General features: G+C 45.9%; 11 protein-coding genes. 7 read left to right on the forward strand and 4 right to left on the reverse strand.

Annotation, left to right across the window (positions count from 1 at the left end; genetic code table 11):
- Nucleotides 1-24 precede the first annotated feature (24 nt).
- Complete coding sequence (locus tag LJ658_RS07505) at nucleotides 25-987, reverse strand: MoxR family ATPase (RefSeq protein WP_230545862.1); 963 nt, start codon at nucleotides 985-987, stop codon at nucleotides 25-27.
- Nucleotides 988-992: 5 nt separating this feature from the next.
- Nucleotides 993-2,363: a peptidylprolyl isomerase gene (locus LJ658_RS07510; protein ID WP_230545863.1), complete on the reverse strand. Its 1,371-nt coding sequence runs from the start codon at nucleotides 2,361-2,363 to the stop codon at nucleotides 993-995.
- 174 nt (nucleotides 2,364-2,537) lie between these two features.
- Between LJ658_RS07510 and LJ658_RS07515 the strand changes: the two genes are divergently transcribed.
- Nucleotides 2,538-3,098 carry a hypothetical protein gene (locus tag LJ658_RS07515; RefSeq protein WP_230545864.1) on the forward strand — a complete coding sequence of 187 codons (561 nt, stop codon included), beginning with the start codon at nucleotides 2,538-2,540 and terminating at the stop codon, nucleotides 3,096-3,098.
- 3 nt (nucleotides 3,099-3,101) lie between these two features.
- The gene (locus LJ658_RS07520) at nucleotides 3,102-3,680 is read left to right on the forward strand and encodes a non-canonical purine NTP diphosphatase (protein ID WP_230545865.1); all 579 of its coding nucleotides are present in this window, start codon (nucleotides 3,102-3,104) and stop codon (nucleotides 3,678-3,680) included.
- Nucleotides 3,681-3,688: 8 nt separating this feature from the next.
- Here the strand turns inward: LJ658_RS07520 and LJ658_RS07525 are convergent, their stop codons facing one another.
- On the reverse strand, nucleotides 3,689-6,193 hold the full coding sequence (locus LJ658_RS07525) for an OstA-like protein (RefSeq protein WP_230545866.1): 2,505 nt from the start codon (nucleotides 6,191-6,193) through the stop codon (nucleotides 3,689-3,691).
- Nucleotides 6,194-6,240: 47 nt separating this feature from the next.
- Between LJ658_RS07525 and tilS the strand changes: the two genes are divergently transcribed.
- Genes tilS through LJ658_RS07540 form a run of 3 tightly spaced genes read left to right on the forward strand, consistent with a single transcriptional unit; the run spans nucleotide 6,241 to nucleotide 9,417 of the window.
- Nucleotides 6,241-7,581, forward strand: coding sequence for a tRNA lysidine(34) synthetase TilS (gene tilS / locus LJ658_RS07530; protein ID WP_230545867.1), 1,341 nt, complete (start codon nucleotides 6,241-6,243; stop codon nucleotides 7,579-7,581).
- Entirely contained in the window at nucleotides 7,578-8,066 is a 489-nt protein-coding gene (locus tag LJ658_RS07535) for a hypothetical protein (protein ID WP_230545868.1), read from the forward strand. Before tilS ends, LJ658_RS07535 begins: the two co-directional genes overlap by 4 nt.
- Nucleotides 8,053-9,417, forward strand: a complete 1,365-nt coding sequence (locus LJ658_RS07540) for a DUF5077 domain-containing protein (protein ID WP_230545869.1) — start codon at nucleotides 8,053-8,055, stop codon at nucleotides 9,415-9,417. Before LJ658_RS07535 ends, LJ658_RS07540 begins: the two co-directional genes overlap by 14 nt.
- 60 nt (nucleotides 9,418-9,477) lie before the next feature.
- On the opposite strand, the gene LJ658_RS07545 is transcribed toward LJ658_RS07540, so the two are convergent.
- Nucleotides 9,478-10,443 carry an isopenicillin N synthase family oxygenase gene (locus LJ658_RS07545; RefSeq protein WP_230545870.1) on the reverse strand — a complete coding sequence of 322 codons (966 nt, stop codon included), beginning with the start codon at nucleotides 10,441-10,443 and terminating at the stop codon, nucleotides 9,478-9,480.
- 131 nt (nucleotides 10,444-10,574) lie between these two features.
- Here LJ658_RS07545 and LJ658_RS07550 point away from each other — a divergent pair, with 131 nt between their 5' ends.
- Complete coding sequence (locus LJ658_RS07550; RefSeq protein ID WP_230545871.1) at nucleotides 10,575-12,008, forward strand: S41 family peptidase; 1,434 nt, start codon at nucleotides 10,575-10,577, stop codon at nucleotides 12,006-12,008.
- A 102-nt stretch (nucleotides 12,009-12,110) separates the two neighbouring features.
- On the forward strand, nucleotides 12,111-13,886 hold the full coding sequence (locus tag LJ658_RS07555) for a DUF6600 domain-containing protein (RefSeq protein WP_230545872.1): 1,776 nt from the start codon (nucleotides 12,111-12,113) through the stop codon (nucleotides 13,884-13,886).
- Nucleotides 13,887-13,933 lie beyond the last annotated feature (47 nt).

Genomic DNA, 13,933 nt, shown 5'->3' on the forward strand with positions numbered 1-13,933 from the left:
AATATAGTAACTAATCTCCAATCACTAAAATAACTGCGATATAATATCATCAGTAGATAAGCCCTCGGCCTCGGCGTGATAGCTGCGGACGATCCGGTGGCTTAATATAGGTTTGGCTACGGCTTGTACATCCTCAATATCAGGCGAGTATTTCCCGTGGATAACGGCATGGCACTTTGCGCCCAATATTAAAAATTGCGATGCACGTGGGCCGGCTCCCCAGTTTAGCAGGCGTTTTACCTGGGGTGCCGCAAATTCACCGTCGGGACGTGTTTTTGAAACCAGCTTTACGGCATATTCAAGCACATTGTCGGCCACCGGGATATTTCTGACCAACTGTTGGAAATAAATGATCTGTTGGGCATTTAATATTTTAGCAACGCTTTGGTTTATTGTGCTGGTGGTGTTTTTTACAATCTGCAACTCTTCTTTAAACGATGGATAGTTTAAAGATACCTTAAACATAAAACGGTCAAGCTGTGCTTCAGGCAGCGGGTAAGTGCCCTCCTGCTCAATGGGGTTTTGGGTGGCTAAAACAAAAAATGGTTGTGACAGCTTATGCGTAACGCCTGCGGCAGTAACCGATTTTTCCTGCATGGCCTCTAATAAAGCGGCCTGCGTTTTAGGCGGCGTTCGGTTTATCTCGTCAGCCAGAATAATATTTGAAAAAACCGGGCCGGGGATGAACTTAAAGTTGCGGTCTTCGCCCAGGATCTCAGACCCGATAATGTCTGACGGCATCAGATCGGGGGTAAACTGTATCCGGTTAAAATCAAGATCCAATACCTGCGCCACGGTGTGCACCAATAACGTTTTAGCCAGCCCCGGTACGCCCACCAATAAACAATGGCCGTTGCTGAATATAGATATCAGCACAAATTTCACTACTTCATCCTGTCCAACTATAACATTGCCTATTTCTTTACGAATTTGCTCGTAAGCATGTTTTAAAGCATTTGCAGCTTCTACGTCGGATTGGTGTTGCATGAGCTTTATGGGTTAACCTGGGCGCTGCTTGCTGTTGCCCAATCTTTTAGCACCGGGCAGGCCTGGTATTTAGGGTCGATTTTAATGTAAGTTTCTTTTCTTTTTTTAGCGAACCACTGGCTAACGGTGCGGTTTATTTTATCATCGGTTGCAAACGCCTTTATTTTAGGGAAATCCTGCTCCAGGTTAGCCTTATGCGCGTCAATTACAGATTTTAAATAAAATATGCGGTAGCTTTTTTTGCCTCTTTCGTCAGTATATAATACCGGTTTTGAAACACCGCCCACTTTCATGGTATCAACTACCAGTGCAACTTGCGGGTCTAATTTATCGGTTGGGATAAAAGACGTGCGCACTTCAACATTGTTGGGGTTTAGCATTAAACCACCATTGTATTTGGTTTCTTTATCGTCTGAGTAATCCGTAGCTATATGCGAGAAAACATCCGGCGTATGGTACTTGGCCACCAGTTTATATATGGTATCAGCTTTGCCTTTTGCCCTGTCTAAACTTTCGGGTGTAATAGGCGGGGTTATCAGGATATGGCGTACGTGTACCTGTTCGCCGCGGCGCTCAAGCACCTGCAAAAAGAAGAACCCATAATCCGGCGACTCAAAAACCGGCGAATATTCTCCGGCTTTTAACCTGAATGCCCAGCCCGTAAATTCTTTAACAAAAGTATTACGATCTGCAAAGCCGACATCACCGCCTTGTGCAGCTGATCCGGGATCTTGTGAGTAGGCAGTAGCCAGGGTGGCAAAATCTTCACCTTTCTTTATCCTGTCCAGCAGGTCCTGTGCTTTTTGACGATAAATATCTTTTTCTTCCTTGCTTAGTTTAGGCTCAAAAACTATCTCGGCTACCTCAACCTCTTTGTTAAAAGTGGGCAGGCTGTCGGTAGGTATTTTTCTAAAATAATCTCTTACATCCTGCGGGGTAGTATTTAATTTTTCGGTAATATGCGCCTGCATTTTTTGTGCAACCATCATTTCCTTTACGTCTCCGCGGATCTCTTCCTTATATTGCAATAATGAGCGGCCCAAAAACTGCTCAAGCTTGTCCTGTCCGCCGGCGCGCTGTGTCATGCTGCGCATGCGGCGGTCTATTTCCTGTTGAAGCTCATCCTCTTTCACATCAATACTATCTACCGCGGCTTGCTGTACCAGTAATTTTTGAGTGATTAAATTTTGTGTCAGTAAGCATTTGTCAGGATGCTGGTTTTGCACCTGGTACTGCGCATTTAATCCCTCGATGTCTGATTGTAATATAACACTGTTGCCTATAACTGCAATAATTTTATCTAATACCACTTGCTGCGCGTCAGCAACAGCTGTAAACAAAACAAAACCTAAAACTACTATCCCAAACTTTCTCATTTATGCTATTTAAATATGCTACGGGCCGGTACCCGTAAAAACGTCCGAATTTCGGTAAAATTTATCAATTTATAACTGTAAAACCTAGTCTTTTAATACGCCGGTTTTATAATTATGCGAATATGCCAATAAAGCTTCAAACACTTTAACTATTTTTGGTTAAAATTTGTTAAAGTGAGAGCAGACAACCCCGCCGCGTTAAGGTTTATACTTCAGGACGATATCTACCTGTTACCAGGCGACAAAACGCTTGCCGGGCCGGCCACAAGCCGCCCCGTTGCCGATGTGTTGCCTGAGGCCGCTTCACTGCCCCCTGCCGAACCTGTAAGCCACCCTGTTGTACAAACGCCGGCGGTACAATTTAATTACCTGGGTAAAAACAAAAAAGCATTTTTAATTATCACACATTATACCGGGCACGATTTTATTGACGATGTGCATTTAACCGCACTCCAAAATATATTGAAACGTAAAGAGCATGAGCTAGATGATATCGCTATCTTTAATATGGCTAAAAACCGCAATGCCGCATTAGATGAACTGTTAAGTTATTTTAAACCCCAAAGGCTGCTGATCCTGGGCAAAGATGCTTTGCCCGCAAATATGGAGGCGTTAGCGCTTAACGAGCTTAAAGATGCCGGGGGATATACGGCACTATACAGCTTTAGCTTTGATGAAATGATGGACAGCACCGCACACAAAAAAGCTTTCTGGGATCAAATGAAAAATTTGTAATACATGAAGCAATTAGTATTTGCAACCAACAACGCCCACAAGCTGGAAGAAGTTGAGGCTAAACTGGCCGGACGCATACAGTTATTAAGTTTTGACGATATTGATTGCCATGATGATATTGCCGAAACGGGTACCACCTTTCGTGACAATGCATCCATCAAAAGCCATTATATTTATGATAAATACCGGGTTAACTGCTTTGGTGATGACAGCGGACTGGAGATAGACGCTTTAAACGGCGAGCCGGGTGTTTACTCGGCACGTTACGCCGGCCAGCAGGGTAATCACGCAGCAAATAATGCCCTGGTTTTAAAAAATTTGGCAGGCAAAGGAAATCGAAAAGCGCGTTTCCGGACGGTGATCTCTTTGATGTGGGAAGGCGCGGAATATTTTTTTGAAGGGATGGTTGAAGGGACCATTCGCGAAGAATTAAGCGGCACCGCCGGTTTTGGTTACGACCCGATTTTTCAGCCTGACGGTTATGATATCACCTTTGCCGAAATGACGCTGGCTGAAAAAAACAACATCAGTCACCGTGCTGCCGCGGTAGCGCAGCTGATAACGTTTTTAAACGCGCAATAATCCTTTTATTAGGGTTTTAAAATGATGGATTTCCGCACTGCCGGTGCCGTGTCCTTTTTCACGCTGTCCTTACCCGTTTTTGGTATTGCCGGCGGCTTGGCCAATGTATCACGCTTTAAGTTAATTACGCCCGGCCTGGTAAGGCTATCCGTGTGTATTTTAAGATTAGCCGGTTTACCGGACGTGTCTTTACCGGCTTTAAGGTCTGCCGGTTTTTTAAGCGGGGCCTTGCCCGGTTTGGAAGCGGCGGCGCCGGCTTTTGCAGGCGGCTTTGGGGCAACAGCTTTTTTGCTGTGGTACGATGATAAAACAGACTCTTTGGATACCGGCCGGTCCTTTGGTTTCCAGATAAACCCTTTCAGGATCTTGTCGTCTTCTTTTACCTTCCCTATCGGCATCCCCCGGGCTTCGTATTTTTCTACAAAAGAGTTATTTGCCAGTTCGCCGTTTTCAAAATTAAAATAAGCTTTACCGCTCACCGTCCTTGACATATCTGTTACGATATTTTTTACCGTATCGCGCTTAAAATAAATGGTTTCGGCATTGCCGATAATTGCAAACGAATTTAATTTACCGTTTTTAAACGTGCCATGCATTCTCTTGCCGCCAAACTGATTGTAAAACGTAGAATCTTTCTTTTCAATATTTACAATGAAAGCCGCCGGGTACATATCCAGGTTATCCAGCTTTTTATTTTTCATTTGCAGGTTGATCGTATCACCCGAGAGTTGCGATGCCTGGGTCCAGATCATCGGGTTTACATACATCCGGATGGTTGAGTCGCTGCTGGCATAAAACATCGAGTCGGCCTTGGCCTGCAGGTCAGATTTAAATATTTTGGTGTGGTTATAAGCCCTCACTATCCTGATCCTTGCCGTATCACTCAGGCCTTTTGGCGCCAATAGGGCCAGCGAATCGGCTGTTTTTTTACGCCGTAACGTATCCTGGGCCGTAGCTTTTGGTTTATCTCCTTTTTTAGGGGCGGCCGGTTTGGGTGGGGCAGGTTTTCCAAAATATTCGCGGCGGATAAAGCTGGTATCTACCGGCCATTGCATCGGCTCAAGCTTAATAAACTTAGGGGCTTTGGTATAAACGATCGGCGCTGCCTTTTTTACAATTTTAATTGACGTGTCGCGGTGGCTGGCATCATATTGCTGTTGTTTTAACGCCTTAAGCTGCTTGTACGTTATTACTTGTGTGGCCAGCGTATCGCCAACCAAAAACAGAGAGTCGTAATGGATATTAGGGCGCGCCTTAGGTACGTCTTTTACTGTATCGGCAAATTTGTAGACACTGGTAAAGGTTGGGATGATTTTTTTAACGGTTTGTGCCTGCGTGGGAGATAAAGGCGTGTTTTTTAGCCCCGGTAATTTTTTGTTGACCGAGTCGGTCAGGCTTTTGATGGTACTGCTTTTGACCGGAATGGTTGGCCTGGGGCCTGCCGGCAGTTTTTTGGTAATCGAATCTGTTATGCCTTTCAGCGTAAGTTTTTTATCGCCGGGCTTAATATCACCCTTTAATGCCGGTGCCTGTTTAGCAATACTGTCGACTTTTAAAAGCCTGGTCGCTTTGGTTAGCGCTGCAGGCTCGGTCGCCGCTTTTTTATCGGCGGCAGGTTTCGCGGCCGTGCTATCTTCCGTCACAAAGATCATGTAGGCGTTCCGCGTCATCACCGCTTCTTCATTTGATTTATAATATTCGCCCAGGTCTCCCTTTAGCGTTATCCGCTGTTCGCTGTCATTAAAAGTAACATGCCGGGTTGCGCGGCCATAACCTTTAAGGCGGTCATAAAATAAACTATCGCCCCTGAGTGTTTTGGTTTGCTGGGTGTATAAATTCCTTTTGCCAAAAAAAGCCTGCTCGGTAATCGTATTATAGGTGCCGTTTTCGGTGTACAAGTTATCTTTATCCTTACCCGTTATAATGGTGGGCCCATAAAAATAGGTAATCCGGGTGCCCGAGTTATAGCGCATGGTATCCGTTTTAATCACCGCATCAGGCGTGGTGCAAACAACATCATACCTGAAATAAGCGTCGCGGGAGAATGCAAAATAGTAGCCGTTTTTACTTACAAGCGTGTTGCCTTTGTTTACCAGTTTGCCGCCATCAACATAAGTACCAATGCGGGTGGCTGTATTATAGGTAAAGTTATTGGTGGTTAAGGTAGCGTCCTTATCAACCATTATCACGTGATCTGTTAATAAGGCAATTTTAGTGTTACCGTTATAGTTTAACTTGTCTGAGTAGATGTGTACCGTATCGCCCTGGTTAATAACAACGTGACTAAACGCGTCAACCATGTTCAGATCCGGGTAAAAGTAGGCGCTGTCAGAGGTTAATGTTGAATAGTCCTGTTTAAATACGCCGTTATGCACCTTGATTATCCGGCCGCCGTTTGGGCCCGGTACGGCCCGCATGGTGCTTGAGCTAACCAGGTTTACTTTTGATTTGCTTTGGCCCCAAACCGACGCTGCCGCCAGTAAAAACAATAAACTTAAAACGTATTTATTCACTGCTGCAAAATTAGTTTTTTGTTGGGGTTATTAAATTAATAATTTTGATGATGCTCCCGGATAAAAAATTCACCGATTTTATTGACCAAAACCGCCTGTTTGAACGTAGCGGCACGCTGCTGGCCGCGGTAAGCGGCGGTATGGATTCTGTATTAATGGTGCATTTATTAAAATCATCCGGTTATAATTTTGCAATTGCGCACTGTAATTTTCAATTACGCGGCGCCGAAGCTGATGCCGATCAGCAATTTTGTAAAACCCTTGCCCAACAAAATAACGCAGCCTTTCATACCATCAATTTCGACACCCAACAATATGCCGCTGAAAATAAAATATCCATCCAGATGGCAGCGCGCGAGTTACGGTACACTTGGTTTGAGCAGTTAAGGCAACAAAACAATTACACCGTCATCGCGCTGGCGCATCACCAAAACGACGCGATTGAAACAATATTGTTAAACCTGGTGCGCGGCACCGGCATTGCCGGCCTGCATGGCATTTTACCAAAAAACGGATGGCTGGTAAGGCCCCTGTTATTTTTAACGCGCGGCGAGATAGAAGCGCTGATTAAGCAAAACGGCTACAGTTATACAGAAGACAGCTCAAACGCATCTGTAAAATATGCCCGAAACAAATTAAGACATGAGGTGATCCCCAAGCTGCAGCAGCTTAATCCCAACCTGGAACACACTTTCGAAAATAACCTGCGGCATTTCAGGGATATGGAGGTGCTGCTTGGACTGCGCCAGGCCGAACTAAAAAAAGAGCTGTTTATTGATAGTGGTGATGATGTTTATCTGCAACTGGATGCTGTTAAAGCCCTAAACCCGCAAAGGCTTTTGTTGTTTAAGCTGTTGCAGGATTACGGCTTTAATGAGACCGCCGTGGATGATTTGATATCGGTATTAAATAAACATTCGGGTAAGGTTTTTGAGGCGGCAAATTTTAAGCTGATACTTGACCGGGACAAACTGATCATCACCCCAAAAAATAAGCCGGCAGATGAGCCGGTCGAGCTATCGGGTACTGATAATAGTATTAATTACGGCGATTATAAACTAACGGTATTGCATGATGATACACCCCTTATTGTAAAAGATAACCCGATGGCAGTTTCTGTTGATGCGGATAAACTGGTTTATCCATTAAGCATCCGTACGTGGCAGCAAAGCGATGCTTTTTATCCCCTGGGGATGAAAACGCGCAAAAAACTGAGTGATTTTTTCATCAATCTTAAAATACCGCTGCACGAAAAAAATAAAATACCGTTATTAATAAATGGTAACGGCCACATTATATGGATAGGCGGCCACCGGCTTGACGAACGTTATAAAGTAGCTGATAACACCAAAAAAGTAACTATATTCGAATTGTATAAAGTAAAATGAGCGGAAAAACAGTTTACACCGAGAAACAATACCTGGGCAGGGAATTTATCCCGCTATCCATCCGTTTGGTATTGGCTATATTTTGTTTTGCCGCCTACGCCCTTACCGATGTGGACGATAAAAACGGCGATTTGCTGGCGGTTGTCGGTTTTGCTATTTTGATTATTTCTATCATCATGGGTTTCCTGCTGCATTTCAGAACCCGGGTTGAGAATAAAAGCATTTTGCTAAATGGCCTGTGGACAACCCGCCTGGTTAAAATTGATCTGAACAGTATCGTTAAAGCAGAAATAGCGCCTTACAGCCGTTATTTATTTAACAACCCGGTATACAACCTGCACACCAAAGGCACCATCCGCTTTTTTGCTGCCGGTAAAGATGCTATCCACTTAACAGACAGAGATGGATTGGTTTACATCATTGGCTCGCAGCACCCGCACGAATTGTTAAGGGCCATCAAAGCTGAGATGGATGGCAAATTGTAATTTACGGGCCGACACAGCTTTAGTTTTAACAGGTATAGCCGGTAATTTTATTAGCCGGGTATTATTAACAGCGATTTTTCTCGTCGGTTCCCTGGGCGCCGTATCAGCCGCTCAACAATTTATTGATAGTACGGTTACCATACCGTTGGGCGGTAATAGCTGGCTTGCCCCTAATGCAAAGGCTTCAATTACTGACGAAGGTTTAACCAACTGGTATAACAGCGACGATGTGGTCAGCATTTATTTTCGCGCCGAAGCAACGGGTAATTTAAATATAAGCTTAAAGCTACGCGTCAACAGCGGATCAAGCGGAATAGGTGTTAACGTTTTAAATAACAATTTAATCCGGTCAGTTTCAAATACTGAATTTCAAACAGTGAATTTTGGCAGTATAACGGTTAAAGAACCCGGCTATATTAAAGTTGAGCTACGCGGTCTGTCAAGAACCGGGCCTGTCTTTGCCGGGATAAGCGACCTGGTATTAGCCGGGCCGGCACTAAAAAATGGCGCGGCTTACGTTAAAAACAACCAGGGCAATTATTTTTACTGGGGACGGCGCGGCCCGTCGGTGCATTTAAACTACGTAGTACCTGCAGAAGCAAAAAATACAACAGAATGGTTCTATAATGAGGTTACGGTACCGGTTGGGCAGGATGTTACCGGGTCTTATTTTATGGCAGATGGCTTTAGCGGTGGTTATTTTGGGATGCAGGTAAACTCGGCAACTGAACGGCGCATTTTGTTTTCGGTATGGAGCCCGTATGCTACTGATGACCCCAAAAGCATCCCTGGTAATTTAAAAATACAACGCTTAAAAAAAGGCAGTAAGGTTCACAGCGGCGAGTTTGGCGGCGAAGGGTCCGGCGGGCAAAGTTATATGATCTATCCCTGGGTGGCAGGGCAGACTTATTGCTTTCTGATCCATGCCCAGGGTGATATAGCAGCCGAGACCACGATATATACCGCTTATTTTAAACCGCTAAAGTCAGCCGGCTGGCAATTGCTTGCCAGTTTTAAACGGCCGCAATCCGGGTCGTATTTAAAGGGATTACATTCGTTTTTAGAAAATTTTGATCCGGAAAGAGGCGATAAGTCAAGGAGTGTTTCTTTTGGTAACCAATGGATAGTTGATATCGACGGCAAATGGTATCCGCTAAATGAAGCGCTTTTCACCGGCGATGCAACCGCAAAGATCAATTACAGGAAAGATTATAACGGCAGTGTTGCAGGTAGCCTGTTTTATCTGCGTAACGGCGGTTTCTTTAATGACTTTACGCCATTGCTTACGCCGTTGACAAGATCAGTTACCGGTAACCCGCACCCGCAAATTGATTTTACCAGTTTACCTTAAACAACAAACAGGCATACCGGGTTATGATATGCCTGTTAAAAGTTACTTATAAACGCTAAACTATTTCTTCAACCCTATTTCGCGAAGGCGCTCATCCAGGTATTCGCCGGCGGTAATGTCTGTATATAGTTTTGGATGCGCGGCATCAACAGTTGAAGGTAAGGACGTCAGATCCATATCAGACACCGGGTGCAGGAAGAACGGAACCGAATACCGCGAGTTCTTCATTAATTCGCGCGGCGGATTAACCACCCGGTGAGTAGTTGATTTTAGTTTGTTGTTGGTTAAACGTTGTAGCATATCGCCCACATTAACTACCAGGTCCTCGCCATGCGCTTTCACCGGGAACCATTTATCGTCACGGGTAAGCAGTTCCAGGCCGTCGGCGCTGGCGCCAATCAGTAAAGTGATCAGGTTGATGTCCTCATGCGCGCCGGCACGTACAGCATCCGCCGGTACTGAATCCGGGTCCTCGATAGGGAAATAATGCAGCGTGCGTAAAATAGAGTTACCGTTATGCACCTTATCATCAAAATAATGCTCATCAAGGCCCAGGTATACGGCAATAGCGCGCAGTAACTGCTTGCCGGCTGCTTCCAGCTTGCTGTAAACCTCTAAAGTGGTGGTATTAAATTCGGGCAGTTCTTTTACTACCAGGTTCTTCGGGTACTCTGCTTTAAGTGCCGGGTTATCGGTAACGGTTTGGCCAATCTGCCAAAACTCTTTCAGGTCGGGGGTTTTAAATCCTTTGGCGGTTTCTTTTCCCTTGCCGGTATAGCCGCGCTGGCCGGCAAGTTCAGGTATCTCATAGCTTGATTTTACGCTGTCGGGCAGGGCAAAAAGCGCTTTTACCTGTGCGTAAAGTTTATCAATTAATTCTTTGCTTAAACCGTGATTGGTAATGGTAACAAAGCCGGTTTCATTAAAAGCTTTGCCAATATCGTCCGAAAATTGTTTACGCTCTGCCGCAGTACCGTTTACATAGGTATTAAGGTCAAGGCGTGGAATATTTACTTCTGTGCTCATATTATGATCTGATAAAAAATGAATGTAAAAATATTCAAATAAAAATTGTTTAGTATAAGGTGAACCCGATTGTTGAAATTTAAGCCGCTGTTTTGTTTGCGATGGTTACTTTTAATATATTTAGGCATCCTATGAAATGCCTTTATCTATCAATTCTCGCACTGTCGCTTTGTGTTTTCTGCCGGGGGCAGGACACCGTAAAAAGCAATTTCGGTAAATATTATTCAGTAAACCAATTAAAAACTGATTTTGTTTTCTTTCGGACGACTTTAGAAAAGGCCCACCCAAGCCTGTACCGGTACGAGTTTAAGGATACCATCGACTATTATTTTAACCAGGCTCAGGTTAAGCTTGACCATCCAATGAATGAGCTGGATTTTTGGAAAGTGCTTCAAACAATGGTAGTCAAAATAGAATCGGGGCATACCCATGTGTCTTTTGCAGACGAAACTATCCGGCAGTTAAACCTCACGCCCGCATTGCTACTGCCGTTTACTATTTATACCGAGGATAACCGGCTGTTTATAAAGCGCCGTGCCCGGGCAGACGACTCGCTGTTAAAAGCCGGGAGCGAAATTTTAGTGATCAATAATGAACGCGGCACTTCAATATTGCAGCAAATGCATAGCCTGGAATCAGGTGATGGCTATAGCAACAGCTTTAAGGATTTTAGAATTGAAAAGGAGTTTAACTGGCTGTATAATTTATTGCATGGCAATCAGGGACAATTTTTAATTACCGTTAAATATAAAGGGGTAATTAAAACCCGTCTTTTTAAGGCAGCCAAAGTAATGCCGCGCACTATAAATCCCGAAAGATTGCCCTCGGTTAGCTATCCCGCAGATATGCCAAATACGGCGTTTTTGCGCGTCCCCGATTTTGTCTATAAAAAAGAATATGAATCATTACACCGCCAACTATTTAAGGATATTAAACAGCATAAGGCAGAGAACCTGGTAATTGACCTGCGCGATAATCCGGGCGGTAAAACTTCGGTAGCGGCGGACCTGATGGGCTATTTCATGACCAACGATTTTAAATTTACCCTGGCCGATGAAATGTATGTAAATCCTACCTTTTTTAAGCACCTGGCCGACAATACTGCCAAAGACATGACTATCCTGCATGATATCGAAAATATTAACAGGCAGCTGTACCGCGAGGTTTATAATGATGATGTTATACAGCAAACCCGGATGGGTAGTTTTAAAGGCAATGTTTACCTGTTAATAAACGGCGGCACCTTCTCGGCAGCCGCCCTTTTTGCGGCGGCTGTAAAACAACAGCGCAACTGCACAATTATTGGCGAGGAAACCGGTGGCGGCGCTGCCGGCTGCGATGGCGGCATACTGGTAGATGTTACTTTGCCAAATACCCGTTTAAAACTGCATTTGCCCTTGTTTTGGACCTATGCGGTAAATGCTAAAAACGACCGGGGCAGGGGCCTGCTGCCTGATATCCGGATGACACCTGAAAAGAATGAAAAATATTTTGGTGCGGGCCTTGACCCGGTTATAGAAACCTTAAAGGAGGTTATTAATACAGCCGCTAATAAAACGCCGTAAAGCGCCTGCTTTATTTAAAACAATTAGCGGGCTAAACGTTTTATATTTTGTTAGGTCAAATCAGTAAATAAAGTGATGGATCGCTTTTCAAAATATAAAACTATGAAAATCTTAAATAAAATAGCGGGCATTGGCCTGTTGGCGTTGTTGCTGATAGTTGCCGCGCCGCGCGAAACCAGGGCTCAGGACTATGGGATCTCTGAGCAGGATTTCTATGATAATTTAGCCCCTTACGGTACCTGGGTAAGCGACCCGGTGTATGGGGATGTTTGGGTACCCGATGTTGACGACGATTTCAGGCCTTATGCAACGCGGGGGCATTGGGTGCTGACAGAATATGGTAATACCTGGGTGTCTGACTATCCGTGGGGATGGGCAACTTTTCACTACGGCCGCTGGCGCTATGATGATTATTATGGATGGGAATGGATACCGGGTTATGAGTGGGCACCTGCGTGGGTTAGCTGGCGCCATGGCGGTGGCTATTACGGCTGGGCACCATTACTGCCGGGGATAAGTATAAGTTTATCATTTGGCAGCAGTTACCGGGTGCCGAGCAGCTATTGGGCATTTGCACCCGAGGCTTATATCACCCGCCCTAATATTTACGACTATTATGTGCCGCATACCCGGGTGGTTAATATTATAAACCGCACAACTGTTATCAATAATACTTATGTAAACGGCGGCAGCAGGTATATTGCCGGCCCGCGCGCCGCAGATATTCAGCGGTATACGCATAGCCGTCCAACTGTTTACGCTATTAACAATGCCAACAGCCCCGGAGCTATGAGGGTTGAAAACAGAACGGTAAATATTTTCAGGCCGGCCGTAAGGCGCGCACCTGATGCCCGCCCGGCGCGTGTGGTAGATGCAAACGCTTATAAACAACAAAACCCTAACCAGGGCATAGCCCGCAGAGGACCGGGCGGGGCGCCCGGATTTGACCGTGTTAATGCGGCAAAATTGGCTACAGTGGCACGCAGTGCTAACGATAATAACAACGTAGTGCGCGTAAACCGCCGCCCTGATAACAATAATGGCAACCAGGGGCAGCCTGCTAACCGTCCTAATCAGGGTAATCGCCAGCCTGATCAGGGCCAACCGGCTAACAGGCAGAGTGGCCGCGGTCGTCCCGAAAACAGGCCTAATATAGCGCCGCCAAATCAGCAGGCGGGCAACAACGGGCAGCAATTGCAACAACAGCAGGCCACACAGCGCGAACAGCAAAGGCAGCAGCTTCAACAGCAGCAGGGCCAGGCTCAGCAGCAACAGCGCGGCCAGGCACAGCAAGAGCAACAGCGCGTGCAACAACAGCAGGACCTGCAGCAAAAGCAACAAACCATACGGGACGAAAAGCAAACTTTGCGCAGGGAGCGTGTACAACAAAACCAGCAACAGCAAAATATGATCCGACTGGGGCAGGGCGAACAGGTGCAACAGCAGTTGGATCAGCAGGCAGCCGGGAATACGGTGCAACAGCAGCAGGGGCGGGCTGTCCGGGGTCAGCAACGCGATATGCGTGATCAGCAGGCGCAGCAAAACCAGCAACAGTTCAACCAGCGCCAGCAGGCGCAACAAGCGGCCCAGCAGCAACAGGCTCAACAGGCCGCCCAGCGCCAGCAGCAGCAAGCGGTCCAACAGCAGCAGGCTCAAGAGGCCGCTCAGCAACAACAGGCTCAACAGCGCCAGCAGCAACAACAGGCTGCCCAGCAACAGCAGCAGGCTCAACAGGCCGCACAGCGCCAGCAGCAAGTTCAGCAACAGCGCCAGCCGCCACAGGCCCGGCAACAACCAAAGGCGCAGCCTCAGCAGCAACGCCAGCCCCAGCAGCAGCGGCAGCAACGCCGGCCGCCGGTACAGCAACAGCAGCAATAATGATATTAATGTGAAATAAAAAAAGCCTGCTCCTGATATACAGGAAG

The sequence above is a fragment of the Mucilaginibacter sp. UR6-11 genome (assembly GCF_020880695.1).
Lineage (GTDB): Bacteria > Bacteroidota > Bacteroidia > Sphingobacteriales > Sphingobacteriaceae > Mucilaginibacter.